The following is a 23,776-nucleotide window of genomic DNA, read 5'->3' as shown; positions in this document are numbered from 1 at the left end:
TTTAAGGAACGGTCACGGAAAATAGAGATATGCATGAGGACCCCATTCGATGTCAGAAGCGAAAATACTCAATGTTCCCCGTCTGAGCGACTCGCATATGCCGAGTCTCGACCAGCTGCTGAAGCTGCTGGATGTCTGTCGCTTTATGGGCCTCGAAAAGAACCTTGATAACCTGCTGATCTATATTGCCGATCAGGGTCGTAAAGCTCTGAATGCGGATCGCTGCAGTATCTTCCTCCTGGATGAAGAGCGCGACGAGATCTGGTCCAAGGTGCAGCTGGGGGAAAGTCAGATCATCCGTTTCCCAAGGGGCGCGGGTGTTGCCGGCCGCACCATCGAGCTGGGCGAAACCATTCTGATTCCCGATGCCTATAACAGCCCTCTCTTCAATCCCGACGTCGATCGCTCCACGGGCTATCGCACGCGCAATATTTTGTGTGTGCCCATGGCCAACCTCGACGGGAAAACGATAGGCTGCCTTCAGCTCCTCAATAAACACGAGGGCGACTTCGAACCCGCGGATGAGACGTTTAGCATCGCCTTCGCCTCTCAGGCGGCGGTTGCGATTGAATCGGCTTATCTTTATCAGGAAAAAGCCCGCATTATCCGTGATCTTTCCAATACCCAGGTCCGCTTGAAGCAAAAGCTCGACCAGCTGGAAGTGATCCGTGAACTTGAAAAAGCCGTTAACGAATCCTCAAACCTCTATGACTTTATCAGTTCCGTTATTCGCAAAGCGGTGGCCGCAGTCGGTGCCCGCGTCGGCTGCCTGATGATCCAGACCGAAAATAAAACCTGGGATGCTTACGCCGCTCAGGTGGAGGAAGGTCGGAAGGTCAGCCACTGGACCCGAGCTGAACTCGATAGCATTTATTTGAAGAACCTGCTCAAGGAAGGCAAGGCGGTTATCGTCAATAGCCTGCAGCGGGGCGACACGTATTTGGATCAGATCTCTGAGCAGGTGGATACGCCCCTCACCAATCTCCTGGCTATTCCCATCCATCAATCCATGGATCCGCATAAAACGAATGTCAGCCAGGGCATCCTGGAGGTTTTCAACAAGCCCAGCGGTTTTCTGTATGAAGACTTGGCTTTTATGCAGATCATTGGCGCCCAGATCTTCTCGCTGATCATGCGCAAACAATTGATCGAAGAAAAGAAGCGATCCGAAAACCTGGCCGCGATCGGACAGGTGGCCAGTACCATCATCCACGATTTGAAAAATCCCATCTCGGCGATCATAGGCTGCGCCGAACTCCTGGGCAGCCGGGATCAGATGGCGGAACATCAGGTGGAGCGGGTCTGTACGATCATCCGTAACCAGGCCAATCGCTGCATTACGATGGTTGAAGAGCTGCTGAGCGTCGCTCGAGGCGAGAGAAAATTCCGCTTCGAGATTTTACCGCTCAACGAAGTGCTGCATGAAGTCGAATTCATGCTGCAGGCGGAAACTGAACGTCATAAGGTAACGCTCAAGACCAGCTTCAATTATGCGGGCAAGGTTCGCGTGGATAAAGCCAAGCTCATGCGCGTGATCTTCAATCTGACCAACAATGCGTTGGAGATTTTGAAGGCCGATGGCCATATTAGTATTGAATCGCACCCTGTGGATCAGGATTGGTTGGAAATCTCGATTGCCGATAGTGGTCCTGGGATTCCACCTGAGCTGGCCAAGACCTTATTTCAGCCCTTCGCCACCTTTGGCAAGTCCAAAGGCACCGGCCTGGGCCTCTATATCGCTCGTGAAATCATTCACGATCACGGGGGTTCCATTACCCTGGATAAAGAGTATAAGGGTGGGGCTCGATTTGTGATCCGTCTCAAGCAGGAAGCTTAAACCTGCTCACGGGCGGCAGACTCTTATGCAGGACCAGCCGCCACTTCCTTTCCAATTCCGGAGTGAATTTCTCATCGAATTCGCGCACGGTTGCCATCAAACCATCAATCCAAAATTTGTAAAGCTGGGGCGGAACGCTCATGTGGACAGCCCCGGCGCGGGCTTCGGGCTGATGGGCCGCGGCGAGCATCACGAGGCGGACCAGGTCTTCCTTGGCCCATTTATATTTTTGTCCCATCATCGTGGGGGCCGGGACGCCGGCCGCTTTGAAATTGGATCCCAGTTTGTCAAAGAAGGCTCCGTGCTGTCCGCAACGGTCCAAACTCTGATGCACCTCATGCAATATGTCGTCTTCTATGGTCATGTTGTGTTCCCCTCATAACGATGCAGTCCTTACCATTTCTTCGGTCGTGCTGGTAAGCCCCTTGATCAAGAGCTTCATCCCTGGGATTCCACTGCTCATTTCGCGCGTAATGATGCCGCATGTTTGGGTCTATTTTTTACTTTCCCAAAAGTAAGAATAATGCCCCTCAGGTTATCCCGGGCTACGCCGATGCTAGCGCGAACGTTAGAGGAAGGGGACCATCGTGAGTCAACTCATGTTTGCCGCGCTGCGTGCGCGGGCAGTAGGCCTGTGCCTGCTGAGCGCTATGTGCGGATCGTGTGGAACGGATCGTGTGAATCCCGCTATACCTGATGAATTTACGCCCGAGGACGAGCCGCGCGACAACGGTGTGCGCAGCGAAGACATCAGCGTGCTGGGATCGATCAATGTCGAACGCAATCGGCCGGTCGATGCCAGCTCCGATACTATTATCTATACGCCAGCTGAAGAGCCCAAAAAGGTTCCGTTGCTCACCGATTGCACGACACCCTATCAGATCACGGCCACCACCAATCCATTCCTGGCCGGAATGCCAGGCAATTCCTCGATCGCCTATCCGAACAGCACGGATCGTGCGCCGCGGAATGCACCCATTCAGATGCTGCCCAACGACCCCGCATGTTTGGAGTCGGGCAAGGTCCTTTATTTCAAGGTTGAAGGTCGCATTGCTTTCGGTGATATGCCTGGCCAGGACTCCAATGCTGATGGGCAGGGCACCAAGGTGGTGCAGCACACCCTGGGCAACATGAACAGGATTGCGATGACGTCCGCCCCTATCAATAGTTTGATAGGGATCTTTCTGGATGCGACGCCGACCAACCAGAGGACAGCCACCGCTCCGAATCTCGATTTTGCAGCCCCCGATAAGCGTAATTTCAAGATGCTGGCGCCGGCTATCGGCCAGATCTTCTTCATTGGTGACGGCAAGGACAGCGCTGGAACCATGCAGGCTTTCATGATCCCGAATGGTGCCACGCGGCTCTTTGTGGCGATCATGGATGAATATGAGTGGAACAACAACATCGGTCAGCTCCGGGTGACGGCGAGCTGGTTGAAGCCGTAAGGCCGAAGCCGTTGCACTGCTGGCCGAATCCGTAAAGCCAAGGTTGTTGGTTCGCTGGCCGAATCCGTAAAGCCAAAGTTGTTGGTTCGCTGGCCGAAGCGTTTGGACCACAGACGCCTCGCCGCAGCCACCATTTGAAATGTTGAATTTGTCTTTCTGCGGCCGCCCGTAGCCAACGGCGGCTCGCCAACCCCGCGTCTTTGCAAATTCTTTCCCAGCCTCTTTTTCAAGCCATCACAGCACTCTTTTTTTGTATCCTTTTCCTAAAAAAAAAGTTACGAAGGGCCCGTTCACCATGCCTTCTGAACCGGGTTGCTTCTCGCTCCATCTCCTGCTGCTCCTGCTTCACTTTTCAAACCAATTTTAGTCGCTCTACTTAACCAGGAGATCGCTTTCCCCATGCAAGACCAGGAATTTCCAAAAGTTTTATCCAGTTCTGAAACCCCTTCTTTGCGTTTCCGTGATCGTGCTCCCGATGCCCATGAGCAACGACTGATCGTGTTCACCCTGTATCTGCTCGGTTTTGTCATTGCCCTTGTGGGTCTGGTCGGTGGCTTCATTTACGGCGATTACTACGGCCGTAAGCATGCTCAGTTCGATAATCCGACTCTCCGCGAATATTACAGCGGTCAGTGCTATGCCTACTGGGAAAATCAATTCAAGAAAACCGTGCGGACCTCCCTGGAGAAGCCGGCTGACGCGCAGATCCAAAGTGTGCGCCTGGAAGAAATTCGCAGCATGATCCAGGACCTTCAGCATGATGTTGCCGACATGGCCACGCAGAAGGCACCTGTCCGTAAGAAGATGGCGAGCGCAAGCCTGATGCATTGAGCAAGTCGGGCAAGAATCTTTGGGAAAAGAGTGAGTGGACCATGAGATATATAAGAACAGCCCTGTTTTGTCTGTGGCTGCCCTGGTCAGCGGAGGCGCGAACCCAAGCGGTGTTCCCGTCGTCGCCGATCATCGAGCAACGGGTGCAGTTCTGGGAAAAAATCTTTTCCCGTCATCCCAGCCATCACATCGTGATTCACGATAAGGATGATTTGGCCACGATTCTGGGTGTCATTCAACTCCGGTCCCAAGGTTTTGACAACAGCGACAGCCCCGGGGCCGAGCGCTTCATTCAGGCGACCATGCGCCGTTACGCTGAAACCCTTGAAGGTTTTGCCGAACGCGGGCCGGCCGTGCGGCATGAACATGCTTTGGCAGCTGCCATTTGGAATGCCTGCAGCACACCCCAAGCTCGCGATCGCCTTTTGAAAGGTCAGATAGCCCTGCGTGGCCAGGGTGGTTTGTCGGACACGTTCCGGGAAGCTTTTCGAACCTCGGAACTGTACCTGCCACGCATGGAACGCATCTTCCGTAATCATGGCTTACCTCCTGAACTCACCCGCATCGTCTTTGTCGAATCCATGTTCAACCTGCGTGCCCGCTCCAAGGTGGGCGCGTCCGGACTTTGGCAGTTGATGCCCAAAACGGCCCGGGCCTACATCCGCGTGAATCGGTACGTTGATGAGCGAAATTCGCCACTCAAAGCCACAGAAGCCGCGGCCCGCATCTTACGCGGCAATCACGCGGAACTGGGCAACTGGCCCCTGGCCATTACAGCCTACAATCACGGTTTGGGTGGTATGAAGCGAGCCGTGGCCCGGACGGGGAGCACCCGACTGAGTGATATTATTCAGCGCTACCGTTCGCCCAGTTTTGGCTTTGCCAGCAGTAATTTCTATGCTGAATTCCTGGCCGCACTACGCGTTCATGGGGTGCATCATAATCGATCCAATCGACGCACATTCGCTGAGCAGACCGACCCTGCCGATCCGTCTCTTTAACGGCAAGGCCTCCAGCCTTGTCTGAAATCCCGCAGCGATATGTCCCATTTCCCGCCTCTTGAAACTTCACCAAGTCATATTTCGCCACCCATTCTGCCTTGTTGAGTTTGGGTCAAATCTTGCTTCGCTCGGGATGTGGCCCGGACCTGTTGGCCGCCACGATTTAGGTTCACTCCTTTTGATATGAGGGAAATTATGAACTTCCATTACTACTTCCGCCATATGACCAGTTCAGAAGCCATGAAATACGATACCGAACGAAAGATGGCGGGAATGGAAAGCCTCATTCAGACATCCATGCCGATTCACGTAACGTATTCTGTCGATGCGGATTTACACAAAGTGCACGTGGGTCTGCATGCGCGCAACCGTACCTTGATTGAAGTCGAGGAAGTGAGTGGCGACATGCATAAGTCTTTGGACATGGTGATGGATAACCTGCACCGCCAGTTGTCGCGTGAAAAGGACAGATTGCTGCGACACAATTCTAAAGCGGATCCTTTTGTGGAAGTCGCGGCTCCCATGCCTCGCGACCCGGCCGATGACTTTGTGGAAGAGGAATTTGCACCAGCTCGTTGAAAAAATTTAGCCGTTAAAAAAATAAACAGAGGGGGCCCAAAGGCCCCCTTTTCGCTGTCTGCCGAGTCAAGCGCCTTATTGCAGACCCCGGCGAATAACCCCACCAAATGGTTCGGCTTATCCTTCTGAATTGACAGAATTCCAGACCCTCCTTAGAGTGCGGGAAGGATCAATACAAATTTTTTCCAAATTCGAAGGGGACATTTATGCTGAACAAGCCCATGTACGCATTCGTCTTCGCTCTTGCACTCGGAGCCCATTCTGAAGCCAAAGCCGTCGACTTCTCCGAAGCTGATGCGTTATTCGCTCAGCGCGCGGAAAGCCGGGAGAAGATTCAAGCCGCACGAGCAGCGTACCAAACTCTCGCCTCCCAGAGCGCCAAAGGCTCGACCGACCTGATTCGTGCCACCGAGTACATCGCGCGTTCGTATCTTTACGAACTGAATGCGTATCTCGACATCAAGGTGGACGCCCAGAAAAAAGAGCGTAAAGCTCTGGCCGGTGAATGCTGGCGCAAGGCCTTGGAAGTCATCAATCCAGCCAACCTGGGCTTTCAATCGCCGGTCTACTGGTATTTCCGAGCCAACTGCCTCACCCGTGAAGCCGAAGTTTCCAATGCGATTGAACGCCTGGCCAATCTTGCCAAGTTGAACGAATCGTTTGATAAGGGCCTCGCGGCTCCTGGCGGCGATATCTACGAAGGCGGCGGTGTGAAACGAGTCAAGGCTGCCGTTAAATCCAATCCGGAAGCCAAAGGCATTCCCGGTGGTCTTTATAATCCTGAGGAAGCGTTGAAATTGATCGATTCTGCGATCGAATCGGAAGCGTATCCCGACAACGCTCCTGGTAATCTCTTCTGCGAAAATTATCGCCGCAAGGTGTCCGTGCTCATCGAGCTGAAGCGTAATGCTGACGCCAAGGCTCTGGCCGAGCAGACCATAACCGATTTCACATCGTACCTGGCGGATGACCTGGTGCCCGTGTTCGTCAAAGATGAAACGACACTCTGTATCAAGGAAACGCAATCGATCCTCGATACGCTCTAAGATTTTTGATAGAAATCCAGGACGAGGTGAACTCGTCCTGGATTTTTTTTGTCAAAAGAGCGGGGAAAGGGACACGGATTTGGTGGAATGGCGTTGGCAGACTATGGACGAACTGTCGAAAACGGAATTGTATGCGATTCTCAGGGCCAGACAGGAAGTGTTCGTGGTCGATCAAAAAATTCGTTACGTGGATGCGGATGGCAAGGATTTTTCCTGTTTTCATTTAAGCGGGTGGGTGCATGATGAACTCGTGGCTTATTTACGGGTGATACCGGTGCCCGAGACCGGCGTCTATAAAATTGGCCGCGTCCTGACCCGTCTGGCTTATCGCGGCCAAGGGCTGGGGCAGGGGCTCATGCAGGAACTCCTGCGTCGCGCCACCCATGAACTGGCGCCCTGTCACCTGACTATGGCGGCTCAGCTGTACCTGGAAAATTTTTATCAGAAGTTTGGTTTTGTCAGTGAAGGTGCGGTCTTTTGGGAAGAAGGCATCGAGCACATCACTATGTCCCGGACGGTGTGAATGGTGCCAGGCCCCTTAGATAAAGCTGAGAAACTTCGTTCTTGCGTACCCTGAATTGATATTGAGTTGGATCGGTTCTGTTTCAAAAAATCGGTAGTCGACAATTTTAAAGTGATCTTCGTGATTTGCAGTCGACTCCGGAAATCCAAGGACACCTCGACGCTCTGGCATTTTCTCATGCCAGCGTTTCTTCCGTTATATTAATGCCTTACAAAAATCGCGAGAACTTATGGGTAAGGCTCTGTCAAGAGCCTGCGATTTCTGATTGGGTATTGGCTGCGGACATCATTAAGATTTTTGTCTGGCCTAAGGCTTGTAATAAGGAGTTTGTGTTTACCACTTACTTTCCAAGAGGTTATCGAATGCTCTCCTTGAACAAAGTACTATCAGCTTCGGCCATTTTGCTTCTCCTGAATGCCTGTGGAACGAAATCGTCGAAAAAGGATCGTGACGCAGCTCCGAACCCTGAGACCACTGCGGGCGTTGCCTGTACCTATAGCGTCAACGGCAAGACGCTTGAAGGCAAGACTCAGGAAGAATGCGATCAATTGAAAGAGGAATTCGAGAAGGCGACGGATTCAGCCGCTTCAGTTCTTCCAACCGCTCCGTCAGCGAAGGAGAGCCCTACTGCTCCAGGTGAGAGTCAAGTGACCTGCGCGTTCAGTATCGACGGCAAACTGTATGAAGGCAAGTCCCAGGTTGAGTGCGACCAATTGAAAAAGGATTTGGGCATCACGGTGAACGTGCCTTCAGTTGCGTCCCCAGAGCCTGCCGCTTCCTCCTCACAAAGCCCAACTTCGGTATCGAATGTGACCTGCGCGTTCGATATCAACGGCCAATTGCATGAAGGCAAGTCCCAGGCTGAATGTGATAAGTTGAAAAAGGATCTTGGTTTTCAGTTTTGATGGTATGTGGCATAATGTACCGATCAAACGGAAAGAGTGTGCCCATGAGCAAAGCATCAGGCAGAATTTGGAAGCGGGACATGATTGAGCAGATCAAGGCCCGTATCCGTTTGGAGCTGGCTCCTTTCCAGTCGTCACTGGATCGCATCCCTTACCTGTTGAATCAGATCGCCCAAACTGAGGAACAGGAGCCAGACCGTCTGATTTATATCATGACCCTGCTCAATACCCACGTGCGTGAGGGGGGACTGACAGACCATCAGGTCAAGGAACTCTTTCAACTGGCTGATGCTTTGCTCACTCTTCAGAATATAAAGCCCAAGTCTTCCTCCATGGCTTTTCTCTTGGGTGAACTTCATATGCTGAAAGCCCAGCTGCATATGAACGACGGCGAGCCTCTCCTGGCCTGTATAGAGCAGCAACTGGTCGAGCATGTGTCCGGCTCTGAACCATCTGGGGGCAACTCCTTCCAATCGCTTTCACTGGCCCGTATGAGCCTGAGGCTCGGCGAAGCGAATCTTGCCGTCACTTACCTTGATCGTGCCTTGGAAAGTGGCGTGGATCCTGGCTTTATGAATTACGCCCAGTTGATGAAACTGCGTTCGCTGCGACTGTCGCATAGACTTGACGAGGCCGATCAGATGTCGGCCGATCTTCTGCAGAAGGATCAATCCAATGTGCGATTGAAAAGGGAAATTCAGTGGGAAGCGCTGTGCCGCGAGGTCTGTCGCAGCGGTAGTATCGAGAGGCTGATGGAAGGCATGAACCCACGGCGAGACTACTATCAAGCCAGTTATATTCTGGAGAGTTTTTTCTGGATTCGCGCCGTCTCCGTGCTCCAGTGGATGGATCATTTGCCGAAACTAAAATCCCTGGGCCAGAAGAAAACTCTGAATTTCAACACCAGCAGCGCTTATCATCGATGTGCCGTCCATATGGAACGGGCCTATGATAAGGATATTCCTTTAGCGCATCGGCTGATGCTGGTTAAGAAAATCTTGCAAGCGGTCCATACGCTGCCGGACATTGATAAGGTCTTGCTTGTGCATCTGGCGCTTTTGCGCTGGTTGATTCGCTGTCAGTGCCGTGAGATGGCCCGCTTTGTTTATTCGGAATATGCCATCCTCAGTCTAAGACTGAGCGGTACTACGGATGCTTTGGGCATCGCCTCTGACCTTGGGCAAAAGAGCTGGAACAAATAAGTTTGGGCTATAGGGGAGAATTTCCATGTTACGACTGTCCTGGCTGATGATAGGCATTTTAGGACTTGCCACACCCATGGCTTGTAAGAGGAAGGCATCGCCCGCGCCAGCTGATTCGCTGGATTCTGGGCTGCAAGGCAAGCCAGACAAGATCTCTGAGGAGCCTACAGGACTGCCGGGCTATCCTTTGCAGTGTCGCTGGGTGCAGGGCCCGGCAAGTGATACTTTGGAAGCCTCTTTGAATTGTTTTGTGGGGGACGATCGTGGCAGCCCCGCGCAGCTGAGCGAGAAACTTAACTGGACTGCATCTGTCAGCGAAAATAGCAGCGTTGTCCAAGAGATCCGCGCAGATCAATCGGTAGCGCTGACGGTGAAAAGCGCCAGTCGCGATGAACTGACTCTTGCAATTCAAAACATGCAGCTCAAAGCCACTTACAAAAGCCAGGAGAAAGTGACGACCGGCCGGGATGTCTTGAAGGCCGAGCCAAAAAAACTGCGCCTGGCTTCCAGCTGTAAAGATCTCTTCACTCTGCTCTATGTCGATGATCTGGCATCTTTTTCTTTTTTCGAGGTGACTCGATTCACGGGTTGCGAACAGCTGGCGACGACCTTGCAAAACGCGGTCGTTCCAAACGGCGCATCCCGTCAGCTGCCGGATAGGCACAAAACAGTACAAGCCAGTTGCAAGGACGGTCTGTTTACGTTGAGTATTATTCAGCCCACGTTCCAAGGTGGTGGTGATCTAGGACCGATCGATCCGGAAGCATGCGAGGATTTACGAGGTCTGGTCAATAATCAAGGGCTCTAAACGGAATGGCTCGTATGCGCATCACGTCCATGGCCTGAAGACCCTGCGGTGAAAGGGTTTCCGATCTTGTTTCCGCTGATGCCACCGAGCTTCATTCTGGGCCTATCTCAAGGGTTGGCCTTTCCCGGCGGGAAGGCTCTCCCATATCCACCACGCGTTTTGGTGAAATCTCGCCAAAACTGCTTTTTTTCCTGCCTGACACACAAGGTGTACAAAGAAATCCCGATCCATTGGGGCAGCCAAGCCTGGACCACTGCCTTAGCTCGCGGATGGACGACTCGCTCCACGGCATTCCCGTCAATGGCATGCCGCGCTCAGGTGCGTGTTGGCCTTTCATCTCATGACGGCGTTTCTGCAGTCGATCGATCAGAAGAGAATCCTCGCAATTGGGTCCACTCTCCAGAGCCGGCCGGCTTCGTTCGTCGACTGCATGAGGACTCAGAAAAAAAATGTGTGGGGCCGATCCAAAGATTTTTGCGACCTCGGTCGTGCTATGAAGTGGATTACCATGGCAGTGCACACAGCCAGACTCTGTGAAGTTGCCGAGGATTCGCTGATACAGTTTATCTCCCGAGGCCAGGGACAGGTTGAGAATGTTAGGTTCCTCATTCACGACACGTGGGCTTAGGGAAATATAAGCATAAAGATCCTGCACAGCTTCGGATGAGAGTTGGGGAAAGGCCGGCATTCGGCCTTGGCCTTGGCTTAGAATCTTTTTAAAATAGGACGCGTTGAGAAAAGGGTAGCCCAGCTGCAGAATCGGGCCGGGTCCCATCTTCGTGTGGCATGAGGCGCAGCGCTCTTGAGCAAAAAGTTTTTGGCCAGCTTCGATGCGCGACGGATCGGGTGGAGGATCATTAGGGTTGCGATTTAAGAAATCACGCACAGTTTTCAACTGCGCGTCCGTCAAGGCAAACATCGCCCCTTGGCCGTGCCATCGGTCCTGCGGAGCTTGAAGATATCGAACCAATCCCTGCCTCGTGTATCGAGGCTTAAGTTCCCGTGCTTTGCCATAGAGGATGCTGCGGTCCTCACGCAGCCCAGGCGTGTGACAGCGAACGCAGCTGCTTTCAGCGGTGTTCGGCCCATGGCAGGCAAGGCAGGACGCGAGAGCCAAACCGTTGGCTCGGGCCGTCCAGGCGAGGAAGAACAAGACCAGGGCCGCACCCCATCGGCTTACGGTACGCGGCCGCCACCTCCGGCAGACAGCCGTTGAGGACCCCAATACGTGCCACCCCCAGCGGGTGGCCGATGAAAGGCTCATAGCGTGAGGGCCCCAGTGGATTGATAGCGAGGCACAAACTCCGCTGTAATCGTCTGGCGCAATTCAATCTTAAGCATGCGTTCCCATTGCCGATCCATATCCGCGAATTTTCCGCGTTCGGTCACCGATCCTACCGTCACCAGCAGTGGGCGCTTCGTGTCAAAACCACCAGGATATTCCAGGGTCGGATGCATGCAATATTCAGATTCCAAATCCTCGACACGAACTTCAACCGGCCCCTTGGTTTCGACTCTATCCTGACAAGCGCGAGTGTCGGCCACGAGAACTTGAGCTTCCCGCATCTCCCCCTGGCTATCCTTCTGCATGAGGGTTAAGAGCCGCGGCTCGCGGGTCATCATCCGCGCTTCCGTTTCCTGCACGTACTCGGGAATTTTTTCGATCTTTTCCCGAATCAAGGTTTCCAGGAGCATTTCAACCGCCACCTGTCGCGTCAGATCCTCGGCAATATCGCGGTCATCCGTGAGCATGCCCACGGGCCGGTCCACCTTAAAACGCTTGTTGGCAGCTTCCTTCAAGAGACGCTGGGTTTCTTCTTCAGGGGAAAGACCATTCGACTCGGCCGTGCCCTTGGACTTTTTCAACTGTTTGACGTCGGCAGCCACCTTGTCGACCAAGGGCTCGATCTTGTTTTTTTCACCTTCAGAACTGGATTGAAAATAGAAGCTGGCGCCGATCATCAAAGCCAGAGCCACGGATCCCACCCCTACCTTTTTCATAGTGTTACCCCTTTTCCAGGCAAGCCCAGACGGTCGCTGCCTGTTCAGCTTCCATCTGCTGCAGGGCCTGGGCATTGCTTTTAATAAAAAGTGTGGTGCTGTCCAAATCGGTGAGCTTCAGGGATTCGTTCAATTGAAGGCGCTGTAAAACCTGAGAACACTCCGTTTCAGGGTTGACCACAGGTCCAGGTCCACCCGACGAAGACTTATCCTGACAACCCATGCTCAATCCCAGCAGCAGACACCACGCATAATGTTTCACACATCCACCCTTTCAAAGAAAAAGATCACCCGACAGAATACGATCCTGCAATCCGCGCGACAGGTCCTGCGACAATCGCTGCTTGACCTTCGGCGATTTCAAATGGTTATTCAAAGCCTTGATAATAAAGGGCTGTCCCGTCACATCAGGCGTGGAAACGTCGGTGAGTTCAATGCTATCGATCGTCACCCTCGCATCCAGGAGATCAATCGATCCGGATATTGCATAACGAACATCCAAAGCCACCGCCGTCTGCAGTTCACGGATATAAAGTTGAATGCGCCCCTTGGCGTTTTCCCCCTGATGCAGCATCAGAACCTTTTGGTCCTGTTTGGTAAAATCCGTTCGGCTCGTATCCAGTTTCATTTGAACCATGGATTGCTCAAAGTTCACGGCGAGCGCACCCAGGGAATACCGTCCGTCCAGACTGCCTACCAGATGCAACTCGTAGTTGGCAAACAGGTCCACAATCCATTCCAGCCCATAGCGGCCTTGGTTTGGACGCGGCCTTAAACTCTCGTCATCAAACACACCGACCAGCGACGCCGACGTTTGGTTGGGACCGTCCGAGGTTTCGTAGGTATAGGCTACGGAACCCGTTAACACGATGCCTGCTCCGCTGTGCGCAAGCTTCTGAACGGTGGCAAATTGTGCCGCATTCATGCGGATTTTAAAGTAAAGATAGGGCGACTGGTTCTGCATGGGATTGGGCACTTGCTCGATCCCGACCTCGCCGATGAAGTCATGGATGAAGAGCTGCGCCTCTTCCAGAACACTCGGCAGGGGTAAAAAGATCTTGGAGCTGCCCTGGGATTTCTGCTGCGTAACATAGGGCAGGGCGGAGGCATACGATGGTTTGAAAACCGTATACAGCAGCGTCTCTGATGCCGATTCCTGCACAAAGGTCTTATCCCTGACCAGTTCCCAGGCCTCGGGCCTCATGTATTCGACCATCGGATCATTGGTTTCAAAGCCAATGGTTTTGCCTTGCCAGCCGATCGGCAAGGTCGCCTGCAGGGGAGCCGCCAGAGCCTGCGCCGAGAGCAGCAGGCCTGGGATGAGATGTTTAAGGGTTAAAAACATCAGTTTTCCCCGCTTGAATGACGATCATTTCCGAGGCGGTATCGTCGACCAAAGCGAAGGTTCCTCCCGCCCCTTGTTGTTTAAACAGAGCCGACGCGATGTCCCGGATCATGGCCTTCGCGGTACTGAGCGAGGCGCTGGTGAGGACGCCGCTGCTGTCATTTTTCGCCAGAGCGTAACCGGCGTAAAAATAGGCTTCGCGTTCTTCCACGGCCGTCAGCCGGTTTTTTAGGGGGATGAGGACGCGATGCATGCGACTCACATTAAGGTTCAGATTATGATTCTGTTTGAGAATAATGGGATCGATACCGTAGTCGATGATGCTGCCATTGGCAATGCCGGCTTCGATGGCCTGATCGGCTTCCTCGGTACGCGAAGCGATGGTCAGCAGACAGACATCGCTTGAAACCTCGGCAGGGTCATCGGTGACTCCGGATTGCACCAGAATATCCTGGGAAGTGATAGCGAGGTGGCAGTGCTTGCGCGTCACGGAATGGGCTTGAAAAATAAACTGGTTCCACTCCGGAAAGGCCTTTTTTGCATCCGCAATGGCCGCATCGATACGGGCGCCTTCTTCAGCCCCATCGATCAGTGCAGCCTTGATCTGCCAAACCCTGATGGGACGTCCGGAGGTCGTGGTGCTGTCCACTTTGGTCAAAAGCTTCGTGCGGACCTTGCGCAGATAAAAACCGACGCCCGGTGTCATGATGGTAGTGGGTTCATAGAAGGCGAAGTCGCCCTTCACATAATGCCGTTTGGTTGAAATTTCCGCAGCTGAAGCGGTGTTATGAAAAATGGCAGCGCCTACGATCAAGGCCCAAAGGAGCGAATGCATAGTGAATCTCCTGTCCTGGAAAAAGTGGGGCAACTCCCTGTCACCCCACTGCTTCAAGCTTCCTCAGTCCCAAGCAATCGGAGTTCCGGAAATGGGATTATCCGGATTATTCGACGGCTGGTTCAGAGTATCGACCACCGGCAGTGTTGCCGCGGCCGGTATCGTTTGGCCATAATAAGCCGGGCAGTTGCCCAGCATCGACGAACTCACGGCACCGGTCGTGCCATCAACCTTGATGCACACGGTGTAACCCGTGATGGTCTTCCTTTTGGGTCCCACGCTTTGCAGCATGTCGCGTTCAAAGTGATAGGTGCCACTGGCCTCGCTCTTGGAACGATCGGCGCGGAAGGCAAAGCCTCGCGTCGGTGTTTTGTCGACCTCAGCCTTGCGGGCCACAATCGGTTCGAGAAAACGTGTTTCAAAATCCTTGCGCAAGCCATCGATAGCGTTCCAGAGCGTCTGCACGCGCTGATTGTGCTGCGTGAACCAGGCCTTGGTATCGGCGTCGTCATCCACGGACGGCAGCGTATCAAAGAGGTTGTTCATCGTGTTGCCATGGGTATCTGTGTAGGTCACCTTTATGGAGCATGCGTTGTTGTTCAAGTCTTTTCCATTCGAGGAACAGGCCACGGATTTTTCGAAGAAATCCGAAATGGAGATGTCGGTGCAAACCCCATCGTGGAATCCAGCGTACCAGGCATAGCTTTCATAAAGCTTTTTGTAGTCAGCGTCTATCACAGCTTTAAACCCAGGAAGTGCAGCCCTGTAGAGACCCTCGAGATTCATCAGCATCCCGGCCCCACCGGCCAGCAACTTCGGAAGAATATCCACGCCTGATGGACCAAGGACCAGCGAGACCCCCAGCTGTTCCCCAAGCGTTGGGCCTTTATCCGCCATCTTTTGATTGAAGACAAATTCCAGACATTGTTTCACGGGTTGATTGGTGATGAAGTCGGTGCCCGTGAAACAGGCACCGCCAGCGCCGAAGCCGGCAATGGCGAGATCAGGCGTCGTTTGGGCGAAGGTCAGGGGTTTCAGTTTGCCCTGAGCATCGCTTTCCTTGATTTTGTTTTTGATGCCATCAAAATCCTTGGCTGGAATGGTGAATTCGAAAACGGCATTCACAATTCCATACTTCACGCCATCGCGAACGGCTTCGGCATAACTCAAAGCCGGCATGCCGCTGTTCACGACGAGTCGTCCGCTTTTCGGCATCAGGTAATAGATGTGAGGATCCTGGGAATCCACCAGCAGGTCATATCCAGCATATTCTCCACCGATATCAACCTTGGCTGGAGTGAACGTATTATCCAACGGGACAGCTTGAGCCGACACACCAGCCAGCGACGCTGCAAGGCCAAGAGCACAGGTATAGAGTTTCTGAGTATTCATAATTCGTCCTTGAATTAGAAAACCTTATTCATTGTCCATGATGTTGTGATGCAACAGGTCCGTGTCGTGAGCTGGAACTCCTTTCGTTTCTTCGCATGAGGCCAGCATGGGAAGAGAACTGTGTTTGGAATATGACGATGCATTGTGGATCCGTTCGAGAGACGGGTCATTTTCGAAAATGTTGCAGAAAAATTTTATGGGTAAATCTCTATAGAAGGCTTCGGGACGTCTGAGGTCAAAACCTGGGAAAACTAAAATGTACAATAAAATAAATGTGTTACAAACATAAGTCACGCCATGTCCCCCTATGTCCCGAGCCAGCGACCGCAAAATTTGAGATACAAGTCCTGTCTGACCAAGATCCAACTGTCAGTAGGAGATGTGAGTATGATCCAAGTGGAGAAGCCGGAGCCAGCCGCTCGATCCTTTGAAGACATTTATGCGGCCTACATAGGCCTTGTGCAATTTGCCATGAGTAAATTTCGTTTTTCCGTGCAGGTTCAAGAGGATTTGATCCAGGAAGTTTTCCTGCGTTATCTGGAAAATAAAATGCGTTTAGGGACCGAGAATCCCAAATGCTTTCTCGTGACGATTGCCCGCAACCTTGCCATTGACTTCTACCGCAAGCAGAAGCGTCGGCACATGGATCGGCATTATCCGGTCGAAGACGTGATGCAGGAGCTGTTTCAAGTCAACGAGGACGAGCATCACCTCCAGCTCCAGGCCGTTAGCAGGTTCCTGGACTCGCTGCGCGATGATCCGCAGGCCAGCACACTCGTGCAGTATTATGATGAAAACCTGAGTATCAAGGAAATCGCGGCACGCAGTCAGGAGTCGATGGCTACAATCTCATCAAGGCTCAGCCGCCAGCGTCGACGCTACCGCGCGCAGCTTGAGCACGAGGTGGAATCTGTGGGCTATGCTTCGGGCTGCCTCTAGGAGGCGGGAATGACCAGAAAGATACAAGGAAGAGGCGCTGAAGCTGTGGCTCTGATCTCAAAAATTATATGGCCTTAGGGTCTTCAGATGGACTGTTTGTTCCGGATTTGAAGGGTTTGCGTGGAGTAAAGACTGGTTTCACGTGGTATGGTGATCCGCAGGGTTAGGCCTCGACCGGGGTTCCGGTGAAACGTGGCGGTCCCTTTCAGTTCTTCGCAGGCCGCGCGCACGGCGGCCGTTCCCACGCCACGCCCGCTGGTCAAAGATACGGTCGTCGTACTGCTGACTCCCGATTCGAAGAGAAGATCGAGTGGATTTTTGTAGGCTCCCAGGTCTTTGCCATATTTTTTTGCTAGACCCTGCAGCGTCTGATCATCAATGCCATTGCCGTTATCCTTGAGCTCAATGACCGTTGTCAGGTCTTCGTGCCAGGCTTTTAGGTGCAATTCGACTTTGGAAGCCGTAATCTGATTGCGCAAGCGGGGGAAGACAAAGCCATGGGCGATGGCGTTGGTGATGGCGTGTTGCACGGCCTCATGAATCACTTCAAGGGCACTGGAATGCCATCCGAGGACGCCGTCCTCCACGGTGAAGGCCTCGAGCTCTATTTGATGTTTTTCCAGAAGCGAATAGAGATTCAGCCGGGCATGGCTCGCCACATCATAAAGATTTTGAAAGGCGATGGAATAGGATGAGCCATGAGAACCTGCGATGTCCTGCACCAACTGCAGGTTGCTTTCGATAAATTTCCTGAAGGCTTGCAGCTTGGTCTCGAGCTCGGCGTGATTAATCTCTCCAAGCGAGGACTCAAGTATATGGATACGGTTGGCAATTTCCTGAAGGCCGAGCGAGCGTGCGACCCCTTTTAGGGTATGGAGTTCAAAGAAGACGGCCTTGGTGTCGTGGCTGTGCAAACAGCTCAACTTCTGGATGGACTTCAGAAAGAAACCTTCAACGACCTGCCGGCTGCTTTTCATTATGGCACTGACAATCCCAATCAAGGCTTGGGTACGCTCCTGCTGCTCGTTCTTGATGCGATCATGGAGACGGTTCAGAGTAATATCGCGAGCCATGAGAAGAAGGTGGGTGATGGTTCCGTCGCGAATGATCGGCTGCCAATTGAGAACAAGGACCTTGCGTTGGCCACCAAAGGTGAATTCCAACTCGCGCAGCACCTTATCCTGATTCACATACCATTGCAGCTCGGGCGCTCCGAGGGACATTTCGAGAGCCGAGCGACACTGATCGATCTCGTCGCGATCATGATGAGCCGATGAAACCAGGAGGTCAAATGCGTTCTGGCCAGTGATGTCTTTCTCGGGACGTTGGATGACCGACCTTGTGAATTTCGAGAAACCATCCTGAATCTTGCCACCGTCCCCGACGATTAGGATGACCTCTTCGACGATATCGAAGACAGTCTGCAGGCGTTCTTTTTGTTCCGAGATGACCTGAGCGGCTTCGATATACTTCTGCTCCGCCCGATAGCTTTCATCAAAGAAGCCTTTTACGATTAGGACAGACAGGAGCAGGGCCATGCTGGTGGCGATCGCCGTGAAGCCGGGTTTCACAGAGCCGTTGAAAAAAACGAAGAAAGGTTCGATATATCCCGCAATCAGATTGCCGCCGACTAGAGTAATCACACTGATTATAATCAGCGTGTACATCACCTTTGCCTCTTTCCGCCCGAATGCGAGAAAGAGCGCGATGGTCAAAGGAAAGCCATAGACGATGATTTGAACTCTTTCATCGAAGCCGATGCAGGCTGCCACCACTGCAAGGAGAATAGGCAGATAAAGCACGGTCTTCGCCATGGTAAAACGGCCTTTGTTTTCCAGATACAAGCAGGCCACCAGACCCACGAGCTCCAAGGCCACGAAGGGTAGAAACGAGTAAATACCGAAAGCCGGAAGTATGATGGTCAGAGTTATGAGGTTCAGCGACTGTACCCAGCAGGCTAGGTTCGTCATCCGTATCTTTTTGATATCCTCCGGGGTCAGGCCTGGATGGTCTGTTGCAAAGTCCAGGGTCTCGGACAGAATATCCTTGAATGACGCCACGCTTCGTCTCCTGAAAAGCAGATCCTCGACTCCTCTCTGATCGGTGGGAAATCGCATCCCTGCAGTCTTTATCCTGTTTTGCTTGCTTTATTCCGGAAAAGTCATTTTTGACGAAAAATGCGTAAGCAACATGAGGGGTTTGTCCGTGGATTCTCGTTCAGTCTCCGAAAAGATCAAGAACCATGCAGGGAATATCTTTGCTTCCTGCCAAGTCCGGAGCGAGCAATCAGGCCCTCCTGATTCAGTTCCCTGAGCAGGCGACCGGCCTTTTGTTCGGAAATGCCGAGGCCTACTTCGAGGGTTGATCGTTCAAAGAGGTCGTTTGGAAGGATGTCGCATAAAGTCCTGTGAATGGCTTGGTTACGGCTCACTGTATGAAGACGTGGGCTTGGGAGATGCAGCAAGGGAAGCCTGGGCCTTAAGAGAAAACCTTGGCTGCGAACACTTTCCACCTTCCAATCGATCGCTCTCTCTCGCAACCTTTGGCGTAGCCGTAGCAGGGACATATGCACCCTTGCGTCATCGCGCTCAGGCAGGTAAAAAGCTGCCTGACTCGTGCTGCAGGCAAGCTGAGCATGCGACAAGGGACGATAGCTATCTGACGCCAGCTGGCTCAAGAGCGTGTACTGATCCCAGGTGAAATGCCCCTTAAGGGCTTCGCTCACAAGGCAGAGATTCGGGACGGATTCTTCAGGACGGCTGATGTAGCAGCTGTCTTGACCTTGGCAAGTGCCCCAGTAAACGTCCCTTTCCTCCAGGAGAGCAAAAAGGCGCTCATCCCCCTTGAAGGCTCGGCACACCCTATGAAAGTAATGACTGATGGTGGCGAATGGGGAGCCCCAAAGAAAACATCGGGCCAGCTCGAGATCGCAAAACACCACAGCTTCCCAAAGCACCATTTCACGATGCAGCTCCCACAGCTCATGGCTCAGCGCCTCATGTCGCAAGTTTCGGATCTCCTTGCGGAGCGATGCATGCTGGCCTTCGCGACGAAATCGCTGGCCCCATCGACACAGGCCAAAGAGCAGACGATCATAAGGCGCCAGGACCTGCTCAGGCCAGTTAGTGCCCGCATCCATTTCGTAGTCGCTGGCCATCAGAAGGTGAGCTTTGGCCAGACAGGCCTGAAAATTGGCGCTGAGGATGGGAAAAGGCGCCAGGCGACGTTGATGCTCATCCTGTTCTTCAATCAGCGTGCGCCCACCGTCGATGTAAAGCAGACACCAGAGGCTATTGAGGTAACACACCCAATGCAGATAAGCATCCTCGCCCCAGTGGCGACCGGCCTCTTCAAGATCTTCTCGCGCTGCTGCGTGCTGCCACGATAAAGTGTATGCCGCGGCTCGAGCCATGGATAAGACGGGATGGTAGACAGTATAGGCTTTGTTGCATTGCTGAAATTGCCATTCAAGCAGATTCAAGGCTGCTTCGGGCGCACCTGTTTGAGCAAGACTAAGCGCATATTCTTCGAGAGCCAGGGGTTCGGGCTGCAAGCGGCCCTGTTTGAACACCAGTGTATAAAGACCTTTCAAAGCCTGTTTGAACTTTCCTTGCCGGCGTAGATTGCGGGCGACTTCGATGGCGTCGAAGTTGGGGCTCATGGTGTGCACACTCTTCCTGTTTGCTTCTCATCAAATTTGTTAGTGGAATTCACAGTTAGGGTCAAGCACGATCGGCCTGCGGTCAGCTGATTGCTCTCACGCAGAGTCCAAAATCATGTAAACCTTCGTCGTGGAGATTGTTTATGCAAATCAATCGCTTTTTTCTGACTCTTGCAATCTGTGTGAACCAGGGGGCTGCGTTTGCCTCCAATGGTTTCTTCAACGGCCCTGTAGATTCCGGCGAGGTGATTTCGACAGAACTCGCACGTGAAGCTCTACTGAGCGATTTTGTGGACAGCTATAAGACCTGCGCAGCGGAGTCCTTCAAGGAGGTCTACCGGCAGGTCTATCCTCAGTTCAAAGGCGAACTGGCGGTAGTACTGGGTGGGGGTAAAACCTCACCTATTCGCTTCGATCCCGAGGACACTTATTACTACAGCAAAAACGACGTGCGTTACGTGTATGGACTGCAGTTCATCGGTCCACGTGACATCAACGGCGATTACGAAAATGTACCGCCGCAGCTGGTCTTTGCTTTTAATGGCGATTTCTATGGCCGGGGTTTGACTGGCAAGTACGAGCCTGCCCCCGATCGGTTGCAAAGCGTCACCGTCAAACGCTTTGAAACGAATAGCGATGTCAATCTCAAGGCCAGTTTTCCGGCCTTCCGTTTCAACACGGAAAAACGCAATGATGGCTATGACGAACTGGGCAACGCCATCAACGAACGCTACGTTGTGACGGGAATCAGAGTGATTCGGCCCGTGGATTTTGGTGCCAAGGTACCCTTCATAAATTTTGAAACCGGTGCCGACACCCGCGTTCGTTGGAACCAGGAAGCCTATGTAGACTGTTTGGTATCCGACTTAGCCCGCTTGAGGTAAGATCCGGCTCCATGAACGATGGCGCAGGATCCAGACATGACGCGGATTAGGCAAGGGAGATTGCACTATGGATGCCATCAAAGTGTGTTTGAGTCTAGTTTTGATTCTGTTGGCAACAGCGACCTTGTCCCTTTCTCTCCACGCCGCGTGCGCGCCTGCTCTGCAGCAAAGTTTGTCGGAATGGATACGAGCCGAAACCGAGACTGTGAAAACCCGGGATGAACGCCGAACTTTGCAGGAGAGCGCCGCCGAGGGCCGGAAGCGATTGGCGGCTCAAATTTGGCAAGCCTATCGTCAAGGCGATGAAGTCCAGAGCTTTTTGGATAGCAGCTGCCTTGCGGAACAGAAGACTCCGACCTGGCTGCAGGAGGGTTTTGTACGACGCTTTGAGGCTGCACTCAGTTCGGCGTTTTTCCGTGGTTCGCTCGAAAGCTTAAGCGTTGTGAACGCCAGCGAGACCAGGCAATTCTTGAGGGACATCGACAGGCTATTTGGTCCTGATTATCTCGCAGGTTTCCGGGTCTTTGCGGAGCTTTCACCCAATACAGGGGCACTCGATGGACCTGCTGGTGTTTCGCCCGGGACCGGCAGTGTCGTCACCGTTCTCTCGAAGCTCCAGCCTGAGGAATGGCTGCTGATCTTCGTCCATGAAATGGCCCACGCCCTGGATACCCAGCTGATCGAAGCCGAGCGTCGACTGAGCAGCGACAAGCGGCTTTGGATCGAGCTGGCAGCGGTGGTCAACAGCGGAAAAACACTGGCCCAACTGAATGAATCGGAACAAAAGGATCTGCGCGAATGGTCGCGTCTGGCACTCGATCGCGGACTCTTTGCCGAGGTGCGAGCCTGGACAAGAACGCTGAAAATCTGGGCCGAGCTGCGTGCATCAGAGCTGAACACCACGCTCCCCGAAGGGTCGCGTCGGCTATTTGAACCACTCCTGGCCTCGCCCACGAACATCGATGAGAACGCGGTTTTGCTCATACTGCGACCCCGGTTTCGTCTGCCCTCGACATCGTCCCCACAACAGCTGGCATACCTGCAGAGCGAAATCGTTCTTGTCGCGCTCAATGAGGCCATCGATGAGAAGCTGAATTCTTGGACCCAATTCAATATCCTTTTTAAGCCCTCCTTTTCCAAAAGACCCTGAAAGGCAAATTCAGCCCGCTGCTTAGGATGAGCGGATAGTGGGCTGTCAAGTCTTTGTCGCGACCTTTTAATCAGCATGACCTAGAATAATTCCAGAGTGAACATTTATGACTTTAAATTCCGGAAGAAATCGATGGGCATTCTCTTCTGGATCAGATATCCAAGAACGACAGTAGGCAGTAAATTAAAATCAATTGCTCATGAATACGAAGACTCTATCTACTTCGCAAGATATTTTTTTATTCGGACTTCGCTGGCAGGATGCAAGGCTTTAAACTTTGCTCAGCCTCTCAAGTCGGCTCTTCATCTTTCTGACTTAAAGCTTACACTCGACCAAGCCAAGGTCAATTCGAATGAGGCTATCCGCGCGCCCGCCTTGGAACTGAAGACGGATTCCATGCTCACGCATGAACGCCGCCGTTTCTTTCTCACCGGAATCAAAGAAATACTGGAAAGCCAGGGCTTCACCTTCGCGGCCTCTGTGGACGATCCGGCCTTCGAAGACGCTTGGTTTCAGGCGTGGGTTAATTTACGCAAGCAGGCCATGGGTCAGCTCAGTTATCGCCTGTTGATCAACAGCAATGAGCTCGCTCAGGCGCTCCAGGAATATCAGCTGGCACAACCGGCTTGGCATGTGGAAGTGCCTATCCTGGCTGGACTCGAGGCGGACTTACTGCCGGATTCCGATCTGTTTGTGGAAACTTCTGTAAGACTAGGGGCTGGGGGGCAGGAAGCGGAACTTCTGGTCGACGTCACCGAAGACGGCCTTGAAGCTCTATCGAAACCGGTCGGCCCCATCCTTCTCCCCATGAGAGTCAAGGCCAGGTTGCTCTTCACTCGCTTAGGTTTAATTTTGCATGAGGCACTTCCCGTGGCTCTATGCATGGAAGTAGAGGATGAGGTGCTTCAATCCTGTCGGTAACACGAACAGCCTGCTTGGAAGCCCCCTTCTGGAAAATGCCTGAGTGTCCATGACCAGGCAATTAGGTTTTGTCATCCTCAGAGGTCTCATCGGGAATGGCATCGCCTCGATGCGCATCGATGAAATCCTGGTACTTCTTGGAGTTCATGCCATCAATGTCGATAATCTTGATGGCAAAGGATGTGTCACTGGCTTTGCGGACGTATTTGGCAAAGAAGAAAATCTGTTCATCGGCGTCATTGCTGACCCAGACTTCCAGAATCGAGTGTTTATTGAAAGCATGTCGTGAACCTGGCTCGTGGTTGACCAGCAGGCCGGATTCGGAAATGTTTTCCGTCACAAAAGGAAATTTGCTCGAGCTGCCGATCAGCTGCGCCTTGATGCGGGCATGAACCTGAATTTTGAAGCGAGGTTTAACCCGTTTGTCGCGTGTTTTTGAAATACTGTCTGACATGGGACTGACTCCGT

The 23,776-nt window shown here is 52.8% G+C and carries 24 protein-coding genes; 14 read left to right on the top strand and 10 right to left on the bottom strand.

Annotated elements, in window-relative coordinates; genetic code table 11:
• Window positions 1-49 precede the first annotated feature (49 nt).
• Window positions 50-1,837: an ATP-binding protein gene (locus VE954_RS22570; RefSeq protein WP_324957024.1), complete on the top strand. Its 1,788-nt coding sequence runs from the start codon at window positions 50-52 to the stop codon at window positions 1,835-1,837.
• On the opposite strand, the gene VE954_RS22565 is transcribed toward VE954_RS22570, so the two are convergent.
• Window positions 1,821-2,201 (bottom strand): hypothetical protein, encoded by a 381-nt coding sequence (locus tag VE954_RS22565; protein WP_324957022.1) that lies wholly within the window; start codon window positions 2,199-2,201, stop codon window positions 1,821-1,823. The genes VE954_RS22570 and VE954_RS22565 overlap by 17 nt on opposite strands.
• 223 nt (window positions 2,202-2,424) lie before the next feature.
• On the opposite strand from VE954_RS22565, the gene VE954_RS22560 reads away from it, so the two are divergent.
• From VE954_RS22560 to VE954_RS22520, 9 genes are all read left to right on the top strand, one after another.
• Complete coding sequence (locus VE954_RS22560) at window positions 2,425-3,285, top strand: hypothetical protein (protein WP_324957020.1); 861 nt, start codon at window positions 2,425-2,427, stop codon at window positions 3,283-3,285.
• Between the two features lie 399 nt (window positions 3,286-3,684).
• Window positions 3,685-4,116, top strand: coding sequence for a hypothetical protein (locus tag VE954_RS22555; RefSeq protein ID WP_324957018.1), 432 nt, complete (start codon window positions 3,685-3,687; stop codon window positions 4,114-4,116).
• Window positions 4,117-4,157: 41 nt separating this feature from the next.
• Complete coding sequence (locus tag VE954_RS22550; protein WP_324957016.1) at window positions 4,158-5,117, top strand: lytic transglycosylase domain-containing protein; 960 nt, start codon at window positions 4,158-4,160, stop codon at window positions 5,115-5,117.
• Window positions 5,118-5,312: 195 nt separating this feature from the next.
• A complete protein-coding gene (gene hpf, locus VE954_RS22545) occupies window positions 5,313-5,696 on the top strand; it encodes a ribosome hibernation-promoting factor, HPF/YfiA family (protein WP_324957014.1) in 384 nt (127 codons plus the stop codon).
• A 206-nt stretch (window positions 5,697-5,902) separates the two neighbouring features.
• A complete protein-coding gene (locus VE954_RS22540; RefSeq protein ID WP_324957012.1) occupies window positions 5,903-6,742 on the top strand; it encodes a hypothetical protein in 840 nt (279 codons plus the stop codon).
• Between the two features lie 103 nt (window positions 6,743-6,845).
• A complete protein-coding gene (locus tag VE954_RS22535) occupies window positions 6,846-7,265 on the top strand; it encodes a GNAT family N-acetyltransferase (RefSeq protein ID WP_324957010.1) in 420 nt (139 codons plus the stop codon).
• Window positions 7,266-7,627: 362 nt separating this feature from the next.
• Window positions 7,628-8,170 (top strand): hypothetical protein, encoded by a 543-nt coding sequence (locus VE954_RS22530; RefSeq protein WP_324957008.1) that lies wholly within the window; start codon window positions 7,628-7,630, stop codon window positions 8,168-8,170.
• A gap of 44 nt (window positions 8,171-8,214) precedes the next feature.
• Entirely contained in the window at window positions 8,215-9,372 is a 1,158-nt protein-coding gene (locus VE954_RS22525; RefSeq protein ID WP_324957006.1) for a hypothetical protein, read from the top strand.
• A 25-nt stretch (window positions 9,373-9,397) separates the two neighbouring features.
• Window positions 9,398-10,180: a hypothetical protein gene (locus VE954_RS22520; RefSeq protein ID WP_324957004.1), complete on the top strand. Its 783-nt coding sequence runs from the start codon at window positions 9,398-9,400 to the stop codon at window positions 10,178-10,180.
• A gap of 91 nt (window positions 10,181-10,271) precedes the next feature.
• Here VE954_RS22520 and VE954_RS22515 read toward each other — a convergent pair whose 3' ends face one another.
• The 6 genes from VE954_RS22515 to VE954_RS22490 all read right to left on the bottom strand — a co-directional run bounded on the left by VE954_RS22515 (window position 10,272) and on the right by VE954_RS22490 (window position 15,753).
• The gene (locus VE954_RS22515) at window positions 10,272-11,444 is read right to left on the bottom strand and encodes a c-type cytochrome (RefSeq protein ID WP_324957001.1); all 1,173 of its coding nucleotides are present in this window, start codon (window positions 11,442-11,444) and stop codon (window positions 10,272-10,274) included.
• Window positions 11,441-12,181, bottom strand: a complete 741-nt coding sequence (locus tag VE954_RS22510) for a hypothetical protein (protein WP_324956999.1) — start codon at window positions 12,179-12,181, stop codon at window positions 11,441-11,443. The genes VE954_RS22515 and VE954_RS22510 overlap by 4 nt, the downstream gene beginning before the upstream one ends.
• Window positions 12,182-12,185: 4 nt before the next feature.
• A complete protein-coding gene (locus VE954_RS22505) occupies window positions 12,186-12,443 on the bottom strand; it encodes a hypothetical protein (protein ID WP_324956998.1) in 258 nt (85 codons plus the stop codon).
• Window positions 12,444-12,455: 12 nt separating this feature from the next.
• Window positions 12,456-13,526 carry a hypothetical protein gene (locus VE954_RS22500; protein WP_324956996.1) on the bottom strand — a complete coding sequence of 357 codons (1,071 nt, stop codon included), beginning with the start codon at window positions 13,524-13,526 and terminating at the stop codon, window positions 12,456-12,458.
• The gene (locus tag VE954_RS22495) at window positions 13,510-14,361 is read right to left on the bottom strand and encodes a hypothetical protein (RefSeq protein WP_324956994.1); all 852 of its coding nucleotides are present in this window, start codon (window positions 14,359-14,361) and stop codon (window positions 13,510-13,512) included. Before VE954_RS22495 ends, VE954_RS22500 begins: the two co-directional genes overlap by 17 nt.
• Before the next feature lie 63 nt (window positions 14,362-14,424).
• Complete coding sequence (locus tag VE954_RS22490) at window positions 14,425-15,753, bottom strand: hypothetical protein (protein ID WP_324956991.1); 1,329 nt, start codon at window positions 15,751-15,753, stop codon at window positions 14,425-14,427.
• Window positions 15,754-16,140: 387 nt separating this feature from the next.
• Here VE954_RS22490 and VE954_RS22485 point away from each other — a divergent pair, with 387 nt between their 5' ends.
• The gene (locus VE954_RS22485; RefSeq protein ID WP_324956989.1) at window positions 16,141-16,692 is read left to right on the top strand and encodes an RNA polymerase sigma factor; all 552 of its coding nucleotides are present in this window, start codon (window positions 16,141-16,143) and stop codon (window positions 16,690-16,692) included.
• 83 nt (window positions 16,693-16,775) lie between these two features.
• On the opposite strand, the gene VE954_RS22480 is transcribed toward VE954_RS22485, so the two are convergent.
• Both VE954_RS22480 and VE954_RS22475 read right to left on the bottom strand, forming a co-directional pair.
• Window positions 16,776-18,752, bottom strand: coding sequence for an ATP-binding protein (locus VE954_RS22480; RefSeq protein WP_324956987.1), 1,977 nt, complete (start codon window positions 18,750-18,752; stop codon window positions 16,776-16,778).
• Between the two features lie 173 nt (window positions 18,753-18,925).
• Window positions 18,926-20,353 carry a hypothetical protein gene (locus VE954_RS22475; protein WP_324956985.1) on the bottom strand — a complete coding sequence of 476 codons (1,428 nt, stop codon included), beginning with the start codon at window positions 20,351-20,353 and terminating at the stop codon, window positions 18,926-18,928.
• A gap of 143 nt (window positions 20,354-20,496) precedes the next feature.
• On the opposite strand from VE954_RS22475, the gene VE954_RS22470 reads away from it, so the two are divergent.
• The 3 genes from VE954_RS22470 (at window position 20,497) to VE954_RS22460 (ending at window position 23,308) form a co-directional block, all read left to right on the top strand.
• Window positions 20,497-21,237: a hypothetical protein gene (locus VE954_RS22470; RefSeq protein ID WP_324956983.1), complete on the top strand. Its 741-nt coding sequence runs from the start codon at window positions 20,497-20,499 to the stop codon at window positions 21,235-21,237.
• A 67-nt stretch (window positions 21,238-21,304) separates the two neighbouring features.
• Window positions 21,305-22,387, top strand: coding sequence for a hypothetical protein (locus tag VE954_RS22465; protein ID WP_324956981.1), 1,083 nt, complete (start codon window positions 21,305-21,307; stop codon window positions 22,385-22,387).
• A gap of 132 nt (window positions 22,388-22,519) precedes the next feature.
• Window positions 22,520-23,308 (top strand): hypothetical protein, encoded by a 789-nt coding sequence (locus VE954_RS22460; protein WP_324956979.1) that lies wholly within the window; start codon window positions 22,520-22,522, stop codon window positions 23,306-23,308.
• A 61-nt stretch (window positions 23,309-23,369) separates the two neighbouring features.
• Here VE954_RS22460 and VE954_RS22455 read toward each other — a convergent pair whose 3' ends face one another.
• Window positions 23,370-23,762, bottom strand: a complete 393-nt coding sequence (locus VE954_RS22455; RefSeq protein WP_324956977.1) for a PilZ domain-containing protein — start codon at window positions 23,760-23,762, stop codon at window positions 23,370-23,372.
• Between the last annotated feature and the right edge of the window lie 14 nt (window positions 23,763-23,776).

The sequence above is a fragment of the Oligoflexus sp. genome, from assembly GCF_035638955.1.
Lineage (GTDB): Bacteria > Bdellovibrionota_B > Oligoflexia > Oligoflexales > Oligoflexaceae > Oligoflexus.
The sequence above is the reverse complement of the archived record's forward strand: the minus strand, read 5'-3'. Positions and strand labels throughout refer to the sequence as shown.